Annotated in this window: 17 protein-coding genes; 7 read left to right on the plus strand and 10 right to left on the minus strand. The window is 71.5% G+C overall.

The window, feature by feature from the left end:
- Positions 1-65 precede the first annotated feature (65 nt).
- Positions 66-494, minus strand: coding sequence for a Rieske (2Fe-2S) protein (locus OG488_RS09000; RefSeq protein ID WP_329227575.1), 429 nt, complete (start codon positions 492-494; stop codon positions 66-68).
- Positions 495-784: 290 nt separating this feature from the next.
- A complete protein-coding gene (gene uvrA / locus OG488_RS09005; RefSeq protein WP_329227577.1) occupies positions 785-3,808 on the minus strand; it encodes an excinuclease ABC subunit UvrA in 3,024 nt (1,007 codons plus the stop codon).
- Between the two features lie 175 nt (positions 3,809-3,983).
- On the opposite strand from uvrA, the gene OG488_RS09010 reads away from it, so the two are divergent.
- Positions 3,984-4,673, plus strand: coding sequence for a maleylpyruvate isomerase family mycothiol-dependent enzyme (locus OG488_RS09010; protein ID WP_329227579.1), 690 nt, complete (start codon positions 3,984-3,986; stop codon positions 4,671-4,673).
- A 10-nt stretch (positions 4,674-4,683) separates the two neighbouring features.
- Complete coding sequence (locus OG488_RS09015) at positions 4,684-5,340, plus strand: MBL fold metallo-hydrolase (protein ID WP_329227581.1); 657 nt, start codon at positions 4,684-4,686, stop codon at positions 5,338-5,340.
- Between the two features lie 65 nt (positions 5,341-5,405).
- On the opposite strand, the gene OG488_RS09020 is transcribed toward OG488_RS09015, so the two are convergent.
- The 5 genes from OG488_RS09020 to OG488_RS09040 form a co-directional block, all read right to left on the minus strand.
- Positions 5,406-6,401 (minus strand): TerC family protein, encoded by a 996-nt coding sequence (locus OG488_RS09020; protein ID WP_329227583.1) that lies wholly within the window; start codon positions 6,399-6,401, stop codon positions 5,406-5,408.
- 266 nt (positions 6,402-6,667) lie between these two features.
- Complete coding sequence (locus OG488_RS09025) at positions 6,668-8,617, minus strand: TerD family protein (protein WP_329227585.1); 1,950 nt, start codon at positions 8,615-8,617, stop codon at positions 6,668-6,670.
- Positions 8,618-8,741: 124 nt separating this feature from the next.
- A complete protein-coding gene (locus tag OG488_RS09030; RefSeq protein WP_104789925.1) occupies positions 8,742-9,320 on the minus strand; it encodes a TerD family protein in 579 nt (192 codons plus the stop codon).
- Positions 9,321-9,451: 131 nt separating this feature from the next.
- A complete protein-coding gene (gene uvrB / locus OG488_RS09035; protein ID WP_329227588.1) occupies positions 9,452-11,572 on the minus strand; it encodes an excinuclease ABC subunit UvrB in 2,121 nt (706 codons plus the stop codon).
- A gap of 39 nt (positions 11,573-11,611) precedes the next feature.
- A complete protein-coding gene (locus OG488_RS09040) occupies positions 11,612-12,484 on the minus strand; it encodes an MHYT domain-containing protein (protein ID WP_329227590.1) in 873 nt (290 codons plus the stop codon).
- Between the two features lie 214 nt (positions 12,485-12,698).
- On the opposite strand from OG488_RS09040, the gene OG488_RS09045 reads away from it, so the two are divergent.
- From OG488_RS09045 to OG488_RS09060, 4 genes are all read left to right on the plus strand, one after another.
- Complete coding sequence (locus tag OG488_RS09045) at positions 12,699-13,574, plus strand: glycerophosphodiester phosphodiesterase (protein ID WP_329227592.1); 876 nt, start codon at positions 12,699-12,701, stop codon at positions 13,572-13,574.
- 44 nt (positions 13,575-13,618) lie between these two features.
- A complete protein-coding gene (locus OG488_RS09050; protein WP_329227594.1) occupies positions 13,619-14,164 on the plus strand; it encodes a methylated-DNA--[protein]-cysteine S-methyltransferase in 546 nt (181 codons plus the stop codon).
- A gap of 205 nt (positions 14,165-14,369) precedes the next feature.
- The gene (locus OG488_RS09055; RefSeq protein WP_406466271.1) at positions 14,370-15,266 is read left to right on the plus strand and encodes a pseudouridine-5'-phosphate glycosidase; all 897 of its coding nucleotides are present in this window, start codon (positions 14,370-14,372) and stop codon (positions 15,264-15,266) included.
- 71 nt (positions 15,267-15,337) lie between these two features.
- The gene (locus tag OG488_RS09060; RefSeq protein WP_329238523.1) at positions 15,338-16,216 is read left to right on the plus strand and encodes a carbohydrate kinase family protein; all 879 of its coding nucleotides are present in this window, start codon (positions 15,338-15,340) and stop codon (positions 16,214-16,216) included.
- A 125-nt stretch (positions 16,217-16,341) separates the two neighbouring features.
- Here OG488_RS09060 and OG488_RS09065 read toward each other — a convergent pair whose 3' ends face one another.
- Positions 16,342-16,992 carry a uridine kinase gene (locus OG488_RS09065; protein ID WP_329227598.1) on the minus strand — a complete coding sequence of 217 codons (651 nt, stop codon included), beginning with the start codon at positions 16,990-16,992 and terminating at the stop codon, positions 16,342-16,344.
- Between the two features lie 34 nt (positions 16,993-17,026).
- Between OG488_RS09065 and OG488_RS09070 the strand changes: the two genes are divergently transcribed.
- On the plus strand, positions 17,027-17,392 hold the full coding sequence (locus OG488_RS09070) for a nuclear transport factor 2 family protein (protein WP_329227600.1): 366 nt from the start codon (positions 17,027-17,029) through the stop codon (positions 17,390-17,392).
- 13 nt (positions 17,393-17,405) lie between these two features.
- Here OG488_RS09070 and OG488_RS09075 read toward each other — a convergent pair whose 3' ends face one another.
- The gene (locus tag OG488_RS09075; protein ID WP_329227601.1) at positions 17,406-17,918 is read right to left on the minus strand and encodes a cupin domain-containing protein; all 513 of its coding nucleotides are present in this window, start codon (positions 17,916-17,918) and stop codon (positions 17,406-17,408) included.
- A 202-nt stretch (positions 17,919-18,120) separates the two neighbouring features.
- Positions 18,121-18,801 (minus strand): winged helix-turn-helix transcriptional regulator, encoded by a 681-nt coding sequence (locus tag OG488_RS09080; protein ID WP_329227604.1) that lies wholly within the window; start codon positions 18,799-18,801, stop codon positions 18,121-18,123.
- Positions 18,802-18,877: the final 76 nt, after the last annotated feature.

The following is an 18,877-nucleotide window of genomic DNA, read 5'->3' on the forward strand; positions in this document are numbered from 1 at the left end:
GTGCCCGTGACGGACTTCCCCGCCGGGCCCCGCGGCGAGGTCAGGCCCCGGGACCCGCGGGGAGGTCAGGCCCCGGGACCGGCGACGAGCTTCCCGTTCTCGAGCTTCAGCGGGACGGAGGGCAGCGGCACGGTGGCCGGTCCCCGCACCGCCTTGCCCGTGGTCACGTCGAAGCGGCTCCCGTGGCAGGGACAGTTGCCCTCGTTCTCCTCGACCTTGTCGAGGAGGCAGCCCGCGTGGGTGCACTGGGCACTGAACGCCTTGTACTGACCGGCGGCCAGGCAGCTCACGACGACCCGCTGCTCCCGGTAGAGCTTCGCCCCGCCGACCGGGACCTCGTCCGCGGCGCCGAGCTCCACGGGCGCGGTGGGCGTCGGAGTCTGTGCGTGGCCGAGCTTCGACTCGGTCGAGCAGGCTGCCGCCCCCAGCCCGGCTGCACCGGCGAGAGCGGCGCCCTTGAGGACGGTACGGCGGGCGGCGGGCAGGCCGGACATGCGGTCTCCACTGGTCTGGGGGGACAGAGAGCCGCCGTCACCGTCCGGGGCACCGGGTGCCACGGATGGGGGGCACGGGCCGCACCTGGAGGCATGGGCGACAGACCCGACGATACCGACGGAGAACGGCGGGCTCTCGACCGGCCCCGGGAGTGCGGGGCCGCCGGGCGGACACCTGCCCTCCCTCTCGGGCGGGCGCGCCGGCCGGACGGAGTCGGGCGGCCGGCGAACGGGAGGCCCTGCGGCGCCGGGGCGGCCCGTGTGTCAGGGGCCGCCCCGTCCGCCGGGTGTCAGGCCTTCCGCGTACGGGCCGCCTTCTTCGCCTTCGCCGCGGGCTCGGCCGCCGCGCCCTTTCCGGCCGTCCTGGCGGTGGCCGTCCTGCGGGCCGTGGACGCCTTCGCGGCGACGGCCTTCTTCGCGGGCGCCTTACGCGCCTTGCGGGCCGCGGGCACCGCCGCCTCACCGATCCGGTCCGCGCCCAGGATCTCCTGGAGGAACTTCCCGGTGTGGCTGGCCGGAACCGAGGCGATGTGCTCCGGGGTGCCCTCGGCGACGACGAGACCGCCGCCGTTGCCGCCCTCGGGGCCCATGTCGACGACCCAGTCGGCGGTCTTGACGACATCGAGGTTGTGCTCGATGACGATCACCGTGTTGCCCTTGTCGACCAGGCCCGACAGCACCGAGATCAGCTTGCTGATGTCCTCGAAGTGCAGACCGGTCGTGGGCTCGTCCAGGACGTAGACCGTGCGGCCGGTGGAGCGCTTCTGCAGCTCGCTCGCCAGCTTCACCCGCTGCGCCTCACCGCCGGAGAGCGTCGGTGCGGACTGGCCGAGCCGGACGTATCCGAGGCCCACCTCGTTGAGCGTGCGGAGGTGGCGGGCGATCGTCGGGACGGCCTCGAAGAACTCGAGCCCCTCCTCGATGGGCATGTCCAGCACCTCGGCGATGGACTTGCCCTTGTAGTGGACCTCCAGCGTCTCCCGGTTGTAGCGCGCGCCGTGGCAGACCTCGCACGGGACGTACACGTCGGGCAGGAAGTTCATCTCGATCTTGATCGTGCCGTCGCCGGAGCAGTTCTCGCAGCGGCCGCCCTTGACGTTGAAGGAGAAGCGGCCCGGCAGGTAGCCGCGCACCTTCGCCTCCATCGTCTCCGCGAAGAGCCTGCGGACGTGGTCGAAGACTCCCGTGTACGTGGCCGGGTTGGACCGGGGTGTCCGGCCGATCGGCGACTGGTCGACGTGGACGACCTTGTCGACGAGGTCGTCGCCGTCGACGCGGGTGTGCCGCCCGGGGACCGACTTGGCGCCGTTGAGCTCGCGCGCCAGGTGGGTGTAGAGGATGTCGTTGACCAGGGTCGACTTCCCCGAGCCGGAGACACCGGTGACGGCCGTGAGCACACCGAGCGGGAAGGAGACGTCGATGTCCTGGAGGTTGTTCTCCCGGGCACCGTGCACCGTGAGCCGGCGCTTCGGGTCGACGGGGCGCCGGACGTCCGGCATCTCGATGGCACGCTTGCCCGAGAGGTACTGCCCGGTGATGGACTCCTTGTTGGCCAGCAGCTCCTTGAGCGAACCGGAGTGGACGACCTTGCCGCCGTGCTCACCCGCGCCGGGGCCGATGTCGACGACCCAGTCGGCGACCTTGATGGTGTCCTCGTCGTGCTCGACGACGATGAGCGTGTTGCCCATGTCCCGGAGCCGGACCAGGGTCTCGATCAGCCGGTGGTTGTCGCGCTGGTGCAGGCCGATGGACGGCTCGTCCAGCACGTACAGCACGCCGACGAGCCCGGAGCCGATCTGGGTGGCGAGCCGGATGCGCTGGGCCTCGCCGCCGGACAGGGTGCCCGCAGCGCGGTTCAGCGAGAGGTAGTCGAGGCCGACGTCCACGAGGAACCTCAGCCGCTCGTTGACCTCCTTGAGGACCCGCTCGGCGATCTTCTTGTCGCGGGCGTTCAGCTTGAGCCGGCCGAGGAATTCGGCGCACTCGCTGATCGACATCGCGGCGACCTCGGCGATGGACTTCTCCATCACCGTCACCGCGAGGACCAGCGGCTTGAGCCGGGTGCCCTCACAGGTCGGGCAGGCCACCTCGCGCATGTAGCCCTCGAAGCGCTCCCGGCTGGAGTCGCTCTCGGCCTCGGAGTGCCGCCGCTTGACGAACTGGACGGCACCCTCGAAGCGAGGGGTGGTGTAGGCGCGCTCGCGCCCGTACCTGTTGCGGTAGCGCACCTCGGTCTGGATCTTGTGACCGTGGAGCAGCGCCTTCTTGGCCCGCTGCGGCAGCCCGGCCCAGGGGATGTCCGTACGGAATCCGAGGGCGTCGGCCAGCGCGTTGATCTGGCGCCCGAAGTACTCCTTGGTGTGCCCGTGCGACCAGGGGTGGATCGCGCCCTCGTCGAGGGACTTGTCCTCGTCCGGGACGATCAGCTCCGGGTCGACCTCCATCCGCGTGCCGATGCCCGTGCAGTCGGGACAGGCGCCGAACGGGGAGTTGAAGGAGAAGGAGCGGGGCTCCAGCTCCTCGAAGGAGAGGTCGTCGTACGGGCAGTAGAGGTGCTCGGAGTACATCCGCTCACGCTCGGGGTCGTCCGCCTCGAGGTCGACGAAGTCGAGCACGACCATCCCGCCGGAGAGGCCCAGCGCCGTCTCGACGGAGTCGGTCAGGCGGCGCTTGGCGCCCTCCTTCACCGTGAGGCGGTCGATGACCACCTCGATGGTGTGCTTCTCCTGCTTCTTCAGCGTGGGAGGCTCGGACAGCTGGATCGTCTCACCGTCGACCCTGGCCCGGCTGTAGCCCTTGGTCTGGAGGTCGGCGAAGAGGTCGACGAACTCCCCCTTGCGCTCGCGGACGAGCGGGGAGAGGACCTGGAAGCGGCTGCCCTCGGGCAGGCCGAGCACCTTGTCGACGATGGCCTGCGGCGACTGGCGCGCGATGGGCCTGGCGCACTCGGGACAGTGCGGCTTGCCGATCCTGGCGAAGAGCAGCCGGAGGTAGTCGTAGACCTCGGTGATGGTGCCGACCGTCGAGCGCGGGTTGCGCGAGGTCGACTTCTGGTCGATGGAGACGGCGGGCGAGAGGCCTTCGATGAAGTCCACGTCCGGCTTGTCCATCTGGCCGAGGAACTGCCGGGCGTACGAGGAGAGGGACTCCACGTAGCGCCGCTGCCCCTCGGCGAAGATCGTGTCGAACGCGAGCGAGGACTTGCCCGATCCGGAGAGCCCGGTGAAGACGATGAGGGAGTCACGGGGGAGATCGAGCGAGACGTTCTTCAGGTTGTGCTCGCGCGCGCCACGGACGATGAGACGGTCGGCCACGCCGGTCCGCACCTTTCTGGAGAGAAGTGGGGGAACTGAGCCCCTGTCCCAGGGTATGGGGGGCGCCACAGCGATGTACGAAGCTTTCGACTCCGAGCGTATAGCACGCGCATTCGATTTACGGTCGACCGGAGACTCCATCACCCGAATGAGTGGCGGGGTCTACGCTCGGCCCATGACTGATCATGCGCACGACCTGGAAGCTGTACGTGAAGCGACCGATCGGCTGCTCAGTGCCACGGGCAAGATGGACGACGGCGCCGTTGCCGAGCCGTCGCTTCTGCCGGGCTGGAGCCGCGGCCATGTTCTTGCCCACCTGTCACGTAACGCCGACGCCCTCGTAAATGTTCTCCGAGGACGCCCGATGTACGCGAACAGCGAAACCCGGGACGCCGACATCGACCGTGACGCTCCCCGGCCCCTGACCGAGCACCTCGCTGACCTGCGTACGAGCGGAGCGGCCTTCCTCTCCGTGGCCGAGGAACCCGCCGACTGGTCACGCACGGTCACGTTGCGCAACGGTGTGACGGACTCCGCGTCGCGGATCCCCTTCCGCCGCCGGGTCGAGGTCGAGCTGCACCACGTCGACCTGGGGGTGGGCTACGAGCTGGAGGACCTCCCCGAGGAGTTCGTGACCCGGGAGAACGACTTCCTGGCCGAGCGGTTCGCCGGGCACCCCGCCGTGGTCGCCACGACCGCCGTCACCCCGGACGGCCGTCTGTGGACCACGGGCGGGGGCACGGAGGGCGCTCCGGTCACCGTCCGGGGCTCGGCGCCCGACATCCTCGGCTGGCTCTGCGGACGCCGCGACGGCTCGGCGCTCACCGTCGAAGGGGGCGGCCTTCCCGCGCTGCCCCCGCTATAGGCTGCGTCACATGACGTACAGCGGAACGGTCAGGGTCGGCGGCCCGGCGGATGTACACGAGCTGACGGATCTGATGATCTCCAAGGTCGCCGTCGGCCCGATGAACAACAACGCGTACCTTCTGCGCTGCCGCGCCACCGGCGAACAGCTCCTGATCGACGCGGCCGCCGAGGCCGGGATCCTGCTCCGGCTGATCGGCGCCGACGGCATCGCCTCCGTCGTCACGACGCACCGGCACCCCGACCACTGGCAGGCGCTCGGCGAGGTCGTGGCGGCCACCGGGGCGCGGACGTACGCGGGGAGGTACGACGCCGAGGGCATCCCGGTCCCGACCGACGAGCTCGTCGAGGACGGCGGCACGGTCCGGGTGGGCCGCGTCCCGCTGACCGCGAGGCACCTGGCCGGCCACACGCCGGGGTCCGTCGCCCTGGTCTACGACGACCCGCACGGGGCGCCGCACGTGTTCACCGGCGACTGCCTCTTCCCCGGCGGCCTGGGCAAGACGCGCAACGACCCCGAGGCCTTCGCGAGCCTGTTCCACGACGTGGAGACGAAGCTCTTCGACCGGCTGCCGGACGAGACGTGGGTCTACCCGGGGCACGGTCACGACACCACGCTCGGCGCCGAGCGCCCCCACCTGCCGGAGTGGCGCGAACGCGGCTGGTGAACCGGTGGACGGCCGACGGCCGGGTGCCCCTTCCGGGGCCCCGGCCGTCGGTGTGTCGGTCCGCGCTACTTCTCCGCGGTGACGTTCTCGCTGTCGTCCTTCTCCTGGGCCTCCCGGGCCGCCGTCTTCTTGTTGGCGATCAGGCTGGTGATCGTGGTGACCACCAGGACCGCGCAGATGAAGGAGAGGGAGAACGGGATGGAGATCTCCGGGACGTGCACCCCGGACTCGTGCAGGGCGTGCAGCACGAGCTTGACGCCGATGAACCCGAGGATCACCGAGAGCCCGTAGCTGAGGTGGACCAGCTTCTTCAGCAGACCGCCGATGAGGAAGTACAGCTGACGCAGGCCCATCAGGGCGAAGGCGTTGGCGGTGAAGACGATGTACGGGTCCTGGGTCAGGCCGAAGATCGCCGGGATGGAGTCGAGCGCGAACAGCACGTCGGTGGTGCCGATGGCGAGCATGACCACCATGAGGGGGGTCATGACGCGCTTGCCGTTCTTCTGGATGAAGAGCTTCGTCCCGTGGTACCGGTCGGCGACACCGAAGCGGTGCTCGATCGACTTCAGGAGACGGTTCTCCTCCCAGTCCTCCTCGTCCTCGTCGGCCCTGGCCTCCTGGATGAGCTTCCAGGCGGTGTAGATCAGGAACGCGCCGAAGATGTAGAAGATCCACGAGAAGTTGGCGATGACCGCGGCACCGGCGGCGATGAAGATCGCACGCAGCACCAGGGCGATCAGCACACCGACGAGCAGCACCCGCTGCTGGAGGTGGGAGGGCACCGAGAACTTCGCCATGATCAGGACGAAGACGAAGAGGTTGTCGACACTCAGCGACTTCTCGGTGATGAAGCCGGCGAAGAACTCGCCCGAGGCCTGGCTTTCGCCGAAGACCAGCAGACCGAGCCCGAAGAGCGCGGCCAGCGCGATCCAGACGACGGTCCAGATACCGGCTTCCTTGGTCGACACGTCATGAGGCTTGCGCCCGATGAAGAAGTCGACGGAGATGAGGGCGACGAGACCGAGGATGGTCAGCGTCCAGAGAGTCCATGAAACGTCCACTGCGCCTCCGGCAGTTCGCTACGGCTATAGATCAGCGTCGTCGCTGCCGGAGGTCTCTTCCACCCGGGAGCGCGGGATGCGCGCCGGGCCGACGCCCCGGGACCGGTCACAGTCCGTACTGACGGGAACGCCGCGATCGGGAGTACTCCCCTCCGCACCAAGAACAGTACATGAAGCACCAAGAAACGGTAAAGTCCGTACCAAGGTGTGATCAAAATGCCTGGTCAGAGCCTATGTGGACCTGATCTGAAATGCCGTCAACGAGGTCAGCGCCGGCCCGCGCGCCGGGCCGCCGCCACCAGGGCGAGGACCTGCTCCAGGACGTTGCTGCCCCGAGGGGCCCGCAACGGCTCGTAGGTCCACGCGTGACCCACCCACGGGTCGGCGAGGTGGTCGTCCGCCACGGGCGTGATCCGCAGGAGGGAGCGCCACAGCGGGTCGAGCACGGGACCGTAGGCCCGGGCGTCCTCCCGGTCGGCCACCATCAGCAGGTGCACACCCACGGAAGGGCCCTCGTCGGCCAGATAGCGCAACTGGGTGACGGCCCTGTCGTCGAAACCGTGCGGGAAGTCGTTGACGATCAGCAGCTGCTCGCCCGTGTCGAGATCCGGGGGCAGCGCGTCCGAGGCACCGGCCCGGATCGCCATCTGCACCAGATCGACGCGCCGGGTGAGGCGGGCGAGGACCGAGGCCACTCCTTCCGCCCCCGCGGCGGGCGGCCCGGCGAGCACCCCGGCGCGCACCAGGGGCGCGAGGGATCCGGCGGCGGCACCGGCCGGGTCGATGACGTGGACGGAGAACTCGTCGGCCGGATAGACGGCGAGCAGCCGCGCCGCCAGGGCGACCGCGGTCTCCATGGCCAGCCCCCGCAGCTGGTCCCCCGAGGTCGCCGCGGCGGCCTCGGAGGCCGTGCGCCCGCTGTCCACCCAGATCCCCCGCTCCAGGGGCAGCCGCACCAGCAGCGGGATGCGCAGCTCGGCGCTCTCGGGCAGCCGGAGGTCGCCGATGCGCAGGGCCATCGGGATCTCCATGGGGACGCGGTAGCCGTGCCAGACGGGGTTGTCCCAGCCCGCGTACGAGGCGGGCAGGGCCGGCTCCACGACGGCGGACTCGGCGGTGAGCTGGGCGAGATCCCGCTCGAGCGCCTCCCGCGCCCGGCCGGTGAGCTCGTCGCGCTTCGCCCGCGCCTCCTCCCGGGCACGGTCGCCCGTACCTCCGATCCGGCTGCGCGGGTCTGAGAGGGTCCTTTCGAGCTCCTGGTCCATCCGGGACTCGGCGAAGTCGACGGCGCTGCGGTACGCGGCGACGGCCCGGGCGAGGTCCTCGAACATGCCCCAGATCTGGTTGTAGAGGCGCTCGTCCATGGACCAGCCGGTGGCGTCGCCGGCGACGGGCTGCGCCGGCCGGCCGGGCTCGGCGGGCGGGGCTGCCGGAGCGGGCGGGGGCGGCGCCGAGGTCTGACGGCGCGGGTGCGCGTAGTCGATGGGCCCGCCCGGAGCGAGGTCCGGGGGCGGAGGGGTCCGGTCACGGAGCGGCTCGGTGGGCGGCTCGGGGACCTGCGGCGCGGCAGGCGGGCGCCCGCCGTCCCCGGAGGCCGCGGGGCCCGCGGGGTGTCCCACCCGCTCGCTGTCCGGGGTGCGGGGCGGGGGCGTCACCGAGCGGGCGAGCCCGGAGGCGACGGCCTCCTGTATCGAGGCGGCCAGCTCCACCGCCTCCGCCACCCCCTGGTCGGCGAGCATCCCGGCGAGACCGGCGGCGTACCCCTGGCCGACGGCGCGGACCTTCCAGGCGCCCTGACGGCGGTAGAGCTCCAGAGCCGACACGGCGGACTCGGAGTCGAGTCCGGTCAGGGTGAAGGTGGCGATCTCGGCACCGTCGAGGCCGGTGACGGCGACGAAGGGTGCGGCGACCGCACCGAAGGTGGCGGGCCGCCCGGCGCCCGCGGGCAGGGCGAGGAGCACGGTGACGCGGTGCACCGCGTCGGGCAGGGCGTCGAGGTCCACGGCCAGCCGGTGGTCGGCCGCCGCCTGCCTGGACACCTCCAGGCCGGGCAGGCGGTGCGCTCCCGGATGGGCGATCCACTCGACGCCGCGGACCGTGCCCCGCTCGTCCCCGAGCGTGGCCCCGGCCACGACGGGTGAGCCCGCCGACACCCTGATCTCCAGACGGGTCTGGGGCAAGGTGTGGTTCTGCCCCCGGACCAGCTCGGCCGTCATCGCCCTGTCCCCTCGACGTTCGGTGTGGTGCCCTGCCCATGGACGCAGCTCCCGGCGGCGGGTGCCTCCGGGAGCTGCTCGTACGGTTCTGCGGACCGGGTGTCGCCCGTGTCCTGCCCTCGCCCTACAGGTGCGGCAGGATCGCCGGCATCAGGTCCTGGAAGGTCCGGCCGTTGGCCGGGTTGCCGAGCGCGGTCATCTGCCAGCCGCTGCCCGCGCGGTGCACCTTCGCCATGATCTGCGCCGTGTACTGGCCGCCGCCGTCCAGCGTGTAGCGGGCGAGCTCCTGGCCGTTGGTCTCGTCGACGATGCGGCAGAAGGCGTTCTGCACCTCCTGGAACGTCTGGCCGGTGAACGAGTTCACCGTGAAGACGATCTGGTCGATGTGGACCGGGACCCGCTGCAGGTCGACCAGGATCGCCTCGTCGTCGCCGCCCGAGCCGGCACCGCCGACCAGGTTGTCGCCGGTGTGCTTGACCGAGCCGTCGTCGCTGACGAGGTGGCGGAAGAACACGACGTCCACGGGCTGCTTGTCGGCGAAGAGCACCGCCGAGGCGTCCAGGTCGATCTCCCTGGTACGCGAGCCGAACAGCCCACGGCGCGGGGCCGCCTGCCAGCCGAGCCCCATCCGTACCGCGGTCAGGGTCCCCCCGTCGCTCTTCTGCAGGCTGATGGCCTGGCCCTTGGTCATGTTGACCGTCACGCGCTGTCCCCTCTCCGCTGCCCCGCAACCGTCGGTGTGCGGTTTCCCTGCACCCTACGCAGTCCCCGGAGCCGGGAAGGAGGGGTGGGCCGATTTTGTGTCGGTCCTGCAACACTGCGGCGCCCCAGGGGTCAGGCCAGCCCCGCTTCCCTCATCTGACGCAGCTCCTTCTTCAGCTCGCCCACCTCGTCGCGCAGCCGGGCGGCCACCTCGAACTGCAGGTCGGCGGCGGCGGCGCGCATGCGGTCCGTCATCTCCTCGATGATCCCCGCGAGCTCCGCGGCGGGCCGGTCGGTGACCACCGGGGCGCCCTTCTTCGCCTTGCCCCCCGGGGCGGCCTTGCCCCCCAGCGAGGGGACGGGCGCCTTGGTCTCCTTGGACTGCCGGTAGCCGGTGCCGAGCAGCTGCTCGGTGTCGACCTCCTCGCGCGCGATGGACGCGACGATGTCGTTGATCTTCTTGCGGAGCGGCTGCGGGTCGACCCCGCGCTCCGTGTTGTAGGCGATCTGCTTCTCACGGCGGCGGTTGGTCTCGTCGATGGCCTGCGCCATCGCGGGGGTGACCTTGTCGGCGTACATGTGGACCTGTCCCGAGACGTTACGGGCGGCACGGCCGATGGTCTGGATCAGTGACGTGCCGGAGCGCAGGAAGCCCTGCTTGTCCGCGTCGAGGATGGCCACCAGCGACACCTCGGGCAGGTCGAGGCCCTCCCGCAGGAGGTTGATGCCGACCAGGACGTCGTACTCGCCGGAGCGCAGCTCACGCAGGAGCTCGATGCGGCGGAGTGTGTCGACGTCGCTGTGGAGGTAGCGGACCTGGATGCCCAGCTCCAGGAAGTAGTCCGTGAGGTCCTCGGACATCTTCTTGGTGAGGGTGGTGACCAGGACGCGCTCGTCCTTCTCGGTCCGCTCGCGGATCTCGTGGACCAGGTCGTCGATCTGGCCCTCCGTGGGCTTGACGACGACCTCCGGGTCGACGAGCCCGGTGGGCCGGATGATCTGTTCGACGAACCCGTCGCCCCGGGACAGCTCGTACTTGCCGGGTGTGGCGGAGAGGTAGACCGTCTGGTTGATCCGGCCCAGGAACTCCTCCCACTTCAGCGGCCGGTTGTCCAGGGCGGAGGGAAGCCGGAAGCCGTGGTCGACGAGGGTCCGCTTGCGGGAGGCGTCGCCCTCGTACATCGCGCCGATCTGCGGGACGGTGACGTGCGACTCGTCCAGGACGAGGAGGAAGTCCTCGGGGAAGTAGTCGAGGAGGGTGTTCGGGGCGGTGCCGGGCAGGCGGCCGTCGAAGTGCATCGAGTAGTTCTCGACGCCTGAGCAGGTGCCGATCTGGCGGAGCATCTCGATGTCGTACGTGGTGCGCATGCGCAGCCGCTGGGCCTCCAGCATCTTGCCCTGCTTCTCCAGCTCGGCGAGGCGCTGTCCCAGCTCCTGCTCGATGCCGGTGACCGCCTTCTCCATGCGCTCGGGACCCGCCACGTAGTGGCTGGCGGGGAAGACGTGGAGCGAGGAGTCCTCGCTGATGACCTCGCCGGTGAGCGGGTGGAGGGTCGAGAGCGCCTCGATCTCGTCGCCGAACATCTCGATCCGGACGGCCAGCTCCTCGTAGACCGGGAAGATCTCGATGGTGTCGCCGCGCACCCTGAACGTGCCGCGGGTGAACGCGAGGTCGTTGCGGGTGTACTGGATCTCGACGAAGCGGCGCAGCAGCTGGTCGCGGTCGACCTCGTCGCCGACCTTGAGCTGGACCATGCGGTCCACGTACTCCTGCGGGGTGCCCAGGCCGTAGATGCAGGAGACGGAGGCGACCACGACGACGTCGCGCCGGGTGAGCAGCGAGTTGGTGGCGGAGTGCCGGAGCCGCTCGACCTCCTCGTTGATCGAGGAGTCCTTCTCGATGTAGGTGTCCGACTGCGGGACGTACGCCTCGGGCTGGTAGTAGTCGTAGTACGAGACGAAGTACTCCACGGCGTTGTTCGGGAGGAGCTCGCGGAACTCGTTGGCCAGCTGGGCGGCGAGCGTCTTGTTCGGTGCCATGACGAGGGTGGGCCGCTGCAGCTTCTCGATCATCCAGGCCGTCGTCGCCGACTTGCCCGTGCCGGTCGCGCCGAGCAGCACGACGTCCTTCTCCCCCGCGCGCACGCGCCGGTCCAGCTCGGCGATGGCCGCGGGCTGGTCACCGCTGGGCTGGTAGGGACTGACGACCTCGAAAGGCGCCACCGAACGTTCGATCTTCGAGACTGGCCGCATGCAACCACGGTACGACCCCCCACTGACAACGGCTGGGGATCAGCGGTTCCGCGACTGCCGGTACGCCCTGCGGGAGGCGGTCTCGAAGGGCTGCGTGTGGCGGCGCTGGACGGGGATCGAGGTCATCGGCCGACCGGGCCGGGAGTGGTGGCCGAGCGGCCGGCCGGCCTCCTCCCGGGTGCCGGTCACGACCAGCGGGTCGATCATCACGACCACCGCGGCGAGGAGCAGGAAGCAGCCGGGCCCGATCATCATCGGCAGGAGCAGCGAGGTGGGGACCTCGCCGGGGGGCGCGGGCGCTGCGTCGGGGTGGAGGTGCACCTGGAGCGCGGCCATGCCGGTGTAGTGCATCCCGCTCACGGCCACGCCCATGACCACGCTGGCGCAGAGGCTCGGGAGGAAACCGTGGACGGACACGGCGGCCCACAGCGAGGCGGTCGCGGCCACCACGGCGATGACGACGGAGAGCGAGACGGTGAGCGTGTCGTACGCGAAGAGTCCCTCGAAGTTCATTCCGGCCATGCCGAGGTAGTGCATCGACGCGACCCCGAGGCCGGTGATCGTCCCACCGGTGACCAGCGCCATGCGGGTGGCGCCCCGGTAGCCGACGAGGAAGATGCCGACGCCGACCATGACGACGGCCACGGCGAGGCTGGCGAACGTGAGGGGCCGGTCGTAGCTGACCGGCGCCTCCCGGACGGTGAAGCCCAGCATCGCGATGAAGTGCATCGTCCAGATGCCGGATCCGATGGAGGTCGCGCCGAGGGCCAGCCAGCCGGCTCTGGACACGCCTCGCGTGCGCAGGGACCGCGTGGTGCAGCGAAGACCGAGCGCGGCGCCGAGGCACGCCATGAGAAACGCCGTGACGGGTGTCACGAGGCCGTAGGAGAATCCGTCAACTGTGCCCTGCATGCTGGTACGCCCTTCGCGGTGTGCCCGGGTTCGGGGTGACCCTAAAGGGCAAGGCCCGGCAAGCAAACGTAAGACCGGCATTTTATCCGCCTCCGGGACCCCCGCGGATCCGGTGCCTGACATTCCGTTCACAACATGGCCATCATCGTCCTCCCCTCCGTTGGGGATCGGATGCGAGTCTCTGCATGTCCGCATCCCGACGCGAGGAGTACACGTGTCCGTACGCACAGCAACCGCCTCCGGCGCCGTCGCCGCCCTGCTCGGCACCTGCGCCCTGCTGCCCGCCGGCCCGGCGCAGGCCTCGGGCGCCCAGGACGGCCCGGTGGTCTACGCCCACCGGGGCGCGTCGGCCTACGCCCCGGAGAACACCCTGGCCGCCGTGGACGCGGCCGACGACCTGGGCATCGACTGGGTGGAGAACGACGTGCAGCTCACCAGGGACGGTGTGCTGGTCGTCGTGCACGACACCACGCTGAGCAGGACCACGGACGCCGAGGAGGTGTTCCCCGGCCGCGCACCCTGGGCGGTCAGGGACTTCACCGCGGCGGAGATCGCGAAGCTGGACGCGGGCAGCTGGTTCGGCCCCGGCTTCGCGGGTGCCCGGGTGCCGACGCTCACGCAGTACCTGCGTCGCCTGGAGCGCAACCGGCAGAAGCTGCTCCTGGAGATCAAGAGCCCGGAGATCTATCCGGGGATCGAGAAGGCGACCCTGCGTGTCCTGCGCGAGGAGGGGTGGCTCGACCGCGGCCACGTCAGGAACCGGCTGATCATCCAGAGCTTCGGTGCAGAGAGTGTGAAAAATGTTCACGTTCAGCGTCCGGACGTCGTCACCGGCTTCCTGGGCACCCCGGCGGTGGCCGACCTGCCGTCCTACGCGGCGTTCACCGACCAGATCAATCCGTCGTACACGACCATCGGCGCCGACTACGTCGCCGCGGTGCAGAAGCTGAAGGGCGCCCACGGCAAGCCGCTCCAGGTGAACACCTGGACGGTGAACGACGCGGCGAAGGCGGCACAGGTGGCCGGCTTCGGCGTGGACGGCATCATCACCAACAACCCCGACACCGTCCGGGACGCCACCCGCCCGTAGCCCGGCGGTACGGCGTTGTCGGTGGCCCGCCGTACCGTGGTCGCATGGACAGGGACGAGCAGGTCGTGGAGTGGTCCGTCGTGCCGAGCGACATCGGCCCGCTGCTGCTCGCGGCGACCCCCGCCGGCCTGGTGACCGTGGCCTTCCACGCGCGCCCGGCCGTACGGGACAGGACGCTCGGGCAGTTGCGGGCACGGCTGGGCGCGGAGCCCGTGGAGGCGCCGGACTCCGCGCTGCTGGCCGGGCCGGTGCGCCAGCTCACGGCGTACTTCGCAGGGGAGCTGCGGGAGTTCTCCCTCGATCTGGACTGGTCGCTCAGCTCCGGCTTCCACCGCGAGGTCCTGCGCGAGCTGGCCTCCGGAGTGCCGTGGGGGACGGTCGTGGGATACGGGGATCTGGCCCGGCGCGTCGGTCAGCCCGGGGCCGCGCAGGCCGTGGGGGCGGCCATGGGCTCCAACCCGCTGCCGGTGGTGGTTCCGTGCCACCGCGTGGTGGAGAGCGACGGCGGGCTCGGCGGGTTCGGCGGCGGGCTGGAGACGAAGCGGCAGCTGCTGGCCCTCGAGGGGATACTCCCGCAGCCGTTGTTCTGAGGCCTCCGGACCACGGCCGCGGGCGTACCGGCCGCCTGTCCGGGCCCCGGGCACGAGGCGCGGCGGCCGATCCCCGGACGGCCGGGCGGGTTTGCGGCCCCGGCACCCGCGACAGGGATGGGGCATGCCTCTGAATCCATCGGCACCTCCGTCGCGGGAACACCCGTCGGCGTCCCTCTCCCGTGAGACCGCCGGCCCCACCCTCGTGCTCGCCGACGAGGTGCGGGAGGCCCTCGCCGGGCACCGCCCCGTGGTGGCCCTGGAATCGACGATCATCGCGCACGGGCTGCCGCGCCCCCGCAACCTCCGGGTCGGCCGTGAGCTGGAGGAGCTCGTGCGGAAGGCCGGCGCGGTCCCCGCCACCGTCGCCGTACTGGACGGCCGGGCCCATGTGGGCCTGGACGACGCCCAGCTGGAGCGGATCGCCGGTGATCCGGGCGTGCGCAAGCTGGGCCACCGCGACCTCGCGCCCGCGCTCGCCCTCGGTGCCACAGGGGCCACCACCGTGTCCGCGACGGCCTTCCTCGCGGCGCGCGCCGGTCTGGGCGTCTTCGCCACCGGCGGGCTCGGCGGCGTGCACCGCGCGTGGACGGCGACGCAGGACGAGTCCGCGGACCTCCGGCTGCTCGCCCGGACCGGGATCACCGTGGTGTGTGCCGGTGTGAAGTCGATCCTGGACGTGCCCGCCACACTGCAGCGCCTGGAGACCCTCGGCGTCGGTGTGCTCGGTTACGGCACGGAGCGGTTCCCCGGCTTCTACCTGAGCAGTTCCGGCGAGCCGGTCGACTGGACGGTCCGCACCCCGCAGGAGGTCGCGGCCGTGATGTGGGCCCGGGAGGAGCTGGGCGGGCCGCCCGCGGCACTGATCGTCGCCAACCCCGTGCCGGAGGAGGAGCAGTTGGACCCCGCGGTGCACGACCGGGTGCTCGCGGAAGCCCTGGAGGCCTGCGAGAGGCGGGGGATCACCGGACAGGCCGTCACCCCGTTCCTCCTGGAGTTCCTGATGCGGGAGACGGGCGGTGCGTCCCTGGAGGCCAATCTCGCGGCCGTACGCGGGAATGTGCGACTGGCCGCGCGGATCGCCGTCGCGGCGGCGCGGTGAGGGGGAGCGACTGGCCGGGGAGCCGGAGCGGCGGTCCGGGGAGCGGGGGGAACGGCAGTGGCGGGGCCGGCCTGCTCGTCGTCGGGGAGGTCGTCACCGATGTCGTCGTACGGCACGGGCCGGCGCCGCTCCGCGGCACGGACACGCCCGCGAGGATCACGACGCTGCCGGGCGGGGCCGGGGCCAACGCCGCGTGCTGGGCCGCGCGTTCGGGCTGTGGTGACGTGCGGCTGCTCGCCCGGGCGGGGGCGGACTCCGCGGACTGGCACCGGGACGCGCTGCGGCGGGCGGGGGTGCGCCCGCTCCTCTCCGTGGACGAGGGGGCTCCGACCGGCACGGTGGTGGCACTGGTCGACTCCTCGGCCGAGCGCACCTTCCTCACCGACAGCGGGGCGGTCCACCGCCTGTCCCCAGGCGACTGGTCCCCCTCGCTTCTCGACGGCGCCGCCCGGCTCCATGTGTCCGGCTACCTGCTCTTCGCGCCGACGAGCAGGGCGACCGCGGTGCTCGCCCTGCGGGAGGCACGGCGCCGGGGTGTCCCGGTGAGTGTGGACCCGGCTTCCGCCGGCTTCCTCGCCGTCCTGGGCGCCGCGGTCTTCCTCGACCTGGTCGAGGGGATCGATCTGCTGCTGCCCAACGCGGACGAGGCCCGCGAGCTGACCGGGCTGCCGGACCCCGGCGACGCCGCGGCCAAGCTGAGCCGTCACGTCGGCCGGGTCGCCGTCACCGTCGGGGACCGGGGCGTGGTGCTGGCGGCCGGTGGCGCGGTGACCGCGCGGGTGCCCGCCGGGGCGGCCCGGCCCCCGGTCGACTCGACGGGCGCGGGTGACGCCTTCACGGGCGGCTTCCTCGCCGCTCTCCTCGCGGGGGCGGACGACGTCGCGGCGGCCGCGGCCGGCTGCCGGGCCGGCGCCGAGGCGGTCGCGACGGTCGGGGGCCGCCCCGCGTGACGCCCCGAGGCCGTCGCCATCCCGGGAGGAGACCCCGCAAGACGCCCCGAGGCCGTCGCGAGCACGGGAGGAGGCCCCGCGTGACGCCCCGGGGCCTCCTCCCGCGCGTCGACGACCCGCGGTGATCAGTACGCCCGGCCGCCGAGCCCCGTCCAGGCGGGGTGGCGCGGGTCGTCGGCCCGGACGACCGCGTCCGCCCGCTCGGCGGGCGCGGTCTCGTCCTCGTACCGCGCGAAGGCGGGCAGCGTCCACCTCTCGCCCTCCTCCGTACGCCGTCGCAGCGCCCCCGGGGAGAGGCTCAGATGGAGTGCGAGGTCGAAGGGGAACCAGTGGCCGAGAAGCAGCGGGCCGTGCAGGATGAGCGCCCCGCCCTCGGGAAGCACCTCGTACGGGCTGCGGGTCGCCCGGTCCGTCCCGGGGTCCCAGAGGTCGGGCAGGACACGGCCGCTGCCGCCCGGCTCCAGGGGGCGGAAGACCTCGCGCCAGAGCGCCCCGGTGTCGAACCAGCTGTCGGCGTAGGAGTCCGGGTCCTTCTTGCCGTATTCGTAGCGCAGGCTGGCGGGGCGCAGGAATCCGCCGGTGGAGACGGTGAGCACCGGGCGTCCGCGGGCCCGCAGCGCCTCGGCGAGGTGTCCGGCCGCTTCCGCGGTGCGGGCGGCCGGGGCACCGTCGACGCCGATCCTCAGCCAGGCCCCTCCGTCGGCCGGTTCGAGTCCGTCGGCGTGGGTGGCGAGGGTGCGGGCCAGCCGTTCCCAGGTGATGGGTTCAAAGTGCACACGTCCATCATCGCCCTGTCGCAGGATGATCCCCATGGATCTCACATTCGCCCGGCGCTTCGCCGCCCGCTGGCAGGACGACTGGAACTCCCACGACCTCGACCGCATCCTCGCGCACTACCACGACGACGTGACCTTCAGCTCGCCGATGATCGCCCGGCTGACGGGTGACCCGGCAGGGACCGTGTACGGCAAGGACGCCCTGCGCGCGTACTGGGCGGCGGGGCTGGAGCGGATCCCCGACCTGAGGTTCGAGGTGATGGACGTGCGGGCGAGCGTCGACGCGCTCGTGATCGACTACCTGAACCAGATCGGCGGCAGGGTGAGCGAGGTGCTGACCTTCCGGGACGGGCTGGTCGTGGCGGGCTTCGGCGCCTACGGCGAGACGCCCGCCAACTGACCGCGTCCTCCGGCTATGTGGACGCCGGGCAGTCCACCGCGTCGGCGTCGTAGGAGAGTTCGCTGCCTTCGGGGAGCAGGTAGGTCACCCACAGCACGACGGGTTCGGTCCCGAGGTTGCGCCCGATGTGCCGGTGCCGGGTTCCGGACGGCTCGATGAAGGACGTCCCGGCGGGTGTCGCCTCGACCGAACAGTCGTCGAGGGTCCGGGTGAGCATCCCCGACTTGACCACGACGATCAGCTGTCCGCTGTGGGTGTGCCAGCCGGTGGAGCCGCCGGGCGCCACGGTTATCTCCCGGAAGGTGACGTCCGTCCGGCCCTTGGGGGTCTTCACCTTGAGCTTGCCCTCGGACGTGCCCTTGGCCACGACGGTGGCGCTCACCCCGCTGCCGGGTGTGGCGACCGCCACCGCCGGCGCCAGGCCCAGTGCGGCCACACAGACCCCCACGAGGGGAACCTTGGGCAGCACCCTCCGCCGCCTCGCGCTCTTCCCGTCCCTCATACCGACCGCGCCGTCGAATCCCATGAACGCCTCCTCAGCATCCGCCCATCGAACGGGCCTACGTTACCGCCGAGTTGGCCGAAAAGCGTCAGATGTGCACGCGACGGGAAGTCAGGTGTTCTCGTACCGGGCAGTCACGTGTGCGCGCCAGGGTGTCAGGCGTGTGCGCGCCGGGGTGTCAGGCGTGCGCGTGCCGAGCGCGTCAGGTGTGCGCGTACCGGGGGCCTCAGGTGCGCGCGCACCGGCCGCCGCGGAGTTCGACGGCGAGCGGCCCTTCGCCGAGCACCTCGGCCCGGCCGTCCCCCACCGCCTCCGCGAGGGTGCACGCCCCGCGCCCGAGCTCCAGGGCGACCTCCGCACCGAGCACCAGGCACGCGTCGGGGCGGTCGACCGGCCCGTAGCCGTACACCTCACCGCCCTCCCCGTCCGCACCCGTACGGATGTGGAAATCGCCCTCCGGGAGCCTGACTTCGAGGATTCCGGCCTGGGTGAGGCCGTCCAGGGCCCGGAGCAGCGGCAGCGCGAACCAGTGGGCCCGGACCGCGTCCGTGGGGCGGCGCTCGCCGAGTGCCGGGGCGCCCCACGCGGCGAGCGCGGTGAGGACCGGGAGCAGGCCGCGGCCGCGCTCGGTGAGTTCGTAGACGGAGGCCGCCGCCGGGGGCGGCAGCCGCCGGCGCACGGCCAGACCACCCTGCTCCATGTCCTTCAGGCGGGAGGCCAGCACGTCCGTACTGACTCCGGGCAGATCCGCGTGCAGATCCGTGTAGCGGCGCGGACCGGCCAGCAGTTCACGGACGATCAGCAGGGTCCACCGGTCGCCGACGGAGTCGAGGGCGCGGGCGGTGGCGCAGAACTGGTCGTAGCTCCGACGGCGGGCGGGGCGTGCGGGCTGCTGCTGACGTGGCATGCGACGCAGTCTAGACATGTTGTTGGACTTTCCAAGCTCAAGCTTGGTAAAACCAAGTATCGCAATCGCGTCGGGG

The organism is Streptomyces sp. NBC_01460 (genome assembly GCF_036227405.1).
Lineage (GTDB): Bacteria > Actinomycetota > Actinomycetes > Streptomycetales > Streptomycetaceae > Streptomyces.

What these genes read in the sequence shown, in the direction of transcription:
- OG488_RS09070 (WP_329227600.1), top strand. Translation starts at nt 17,027, where the DNA reads ATGGATCTCACATTCGCCCGGCGCTTCGCCGCCCGCTGGCAGGACGAC.
- OG488_RS09010 (WP_329227579.1), top strand. Translation starts at nt 3,984, where the DNA reads ATGACTGATCATGCGCACGACCTGGAAGCTGTACGTGAAGCGACCGAT.
- OG488_RS09040 (WP_329227590.1), bottom strand. Translation starts at nt 12,484, where the DNA reads ATGCAGGGCACAGTTGACGGATTCTCCTACGGCCTCGTGACACCCGTC.
- OG488_RS09015 (WP_329227581.1), top strand. Translation starts at nt 4,684, where the DNA reads ATGACGTACAGCGGAACGGTCAGGGTCGGCGGCCCGGCGGATGTACAC.
- OG488_RS09025 (WP_329227585.1), bottom strand. Translation starts at nt 8,617, where the DNA reads ATGACGGCCGAGCTGGTCCGGGGGCAGAACCACACCTTGCCCCAGACC.
- OG488_RS09000 (WP_329227575.1), bottom strand. Translation starts at nt 494, where the DNA reads ATGTCCGGCCTGCCCGCCGCCCGCCGTACCGTCCTCAAGGGCGCCGCT.
- OG488_RS09075 (WP_329227601.1), bottom strand. Translation starts at nt 17,918, where the DNA reads ATGGGATTCGACGGCGCGGTCGGTATGAGGGACGGGAAGAGCGCGAGG.
- OG488_RS09050 (WP_329227594.1), top strand. Translation starts at nt 13,619, where the DNA reads ATGGACAGGGACGAGCAGGTCGTGGAGTGGTCCGTCGTGCCGAGCGAC.
- OG488_RS09080 (WP_329227604.1), bottom strand. Translation starts at nt 18,801, where the DNA reads ATGCCACGTCAGCAGCAGCCCGCACGCCCCGCCCGCCGTCGGAGCTAC.
- uvrB (WP_329227588.1), bottom strand. Translation starts at nt 11,572, where the DNA reads ATGCGGCCAGTCTCGAAGATCGAACGTTCGGTGGCGCCTTTCGAGGTC.